This is a genomic window from Candidatus Eisenbacteria bacterium, from assembly GCA_035712145.1.
GTDB lineage: Bacteria > Eisenbacteria > RBG-16-71-46 > RBG-16-71-46 > RBG-16-71-46 > DASTBI01.
In genome coordinates this window covers 1-1,134 of record DASTBI010000139.1, presented here as the reverse complement: position 1 = coordinate 1,134, position 1,134 = coordinate 1, and the positions used below count along the sequence as shown (strand labels likewise).

Annotated in this window: 2 protein-coding genes; both read left to right on the top strand. The window is 64.1% G+C overall.

Annotated elements, in window-relative coordinates:
• The coding region (locus VFQ05_08600; protein HET9326816.1) for a hypothetical protein at positions 1–337 on the top strand (337 nt) is incomplete at its 5' end.
• A gap of 177 nt (positions 338–514) precedes the next feature.
• Complete coding sequence (locus tag VFQ05_08595) at positions 515–1,057, top strand: hypothetical protein (GenBank protein ID HET9326815.1); 543 nt, start codon at positions 515–517, stop codon at positions 1,055–1,057.
• The last annotated feature ends 77 nt before the right edge of the window (positions 1,058–1,134 follow it).

Genomic DNA, 1,134 nt, shown 5'->3' with positions numbered 1-1,134 from the left:
CATTCCGAGCGACTTCACGCTCGCGGTCGGCCGGCACGTGACGGTCCAGCCCGACAACGTCGAGATCGGCTTCCGCGAGGTGCAGGGCGACAGTCGCTGCCCCACGAACGTGAGGTGCTTCTGGCAAGGAGAAGCCGGCGTCCAGCTGACGCTCACGAACGCGAACCATCAGACCCAGCAGGTCGGGATCTCGGTTGAAGGGCACGGCTCGGGCACCGCCGAGGCGATGGGCTATCGCATCACCGCCGTGCGGCTCGATCCCTATCCCCAGGACGCCGTCCCGATTCCGTGGTCCGCGTATCGGGTCACGCTCCACATCGAGCGGAGCGAGCCCTAGAGCGCGTGGCCGAGGTAGCGGAGTCACAACCTTCGGTGCATTTCGGCCATAGGCCAGCCATAGGGAGGCTAGTGACCACCCCAGCTTCAAGCCCTCACACGGCAGGGTCGATAACGGGGGGGCTCGCCTCTTTGCTAGTACCCTGCCTTGGCAGGCGAATTGGGCTGGGTGTCCAGTATGAGACTCGTTGCTGAATCTGACTTCGAACAAGCACTGCGGGAGGGGGGGCTGGTGTTGGCCGGACCCGAGGCCGGCATCGGGGCTCAGCTCTCGTACCTGGGAGGCCCGGCCCGTACCGTCGTGGTTCAGTTCTCGACCGAAGAACCGACCGGGTTCCGTTCGGAAGTTGCGGAGAGAATCCTCGACGTTGCGAGTACGTGGCTCCTCTTTCCCCGTTATGGTGGGCTGCCACACTTTGGGCTTGGCGAGGAGGACGATCAGTGGGCAGCCGTCGAATTTGGACCCACTGAGCGGCGCCTTCTGGCCGAGTACCTCTCTACCCGCCCCATGGATTTCGCGAGCCCGGGGCTGGACCTGTATGCCGTCGCGAACGATGGCCAGGTTCTCATGATCTGGGATCACCACACCGAGCAGGACGGGTTGGAGGTGCAGCTCCAGCGAGTGGATGATGCAGCCACGCTTGTCGCTTCGCTCTGCAGCTTCGGCAGCCAGCTGGAGGTCTTATCGAAGACCTGGGGCGAGGGGAAGGCTGACGACTAGCACGACGCTGCTCTGAGATTGGTGCCGGAGGCGGGGGTCGAACCCGCACGAGGTTTGAGCCTCACGGGATTTTGAGT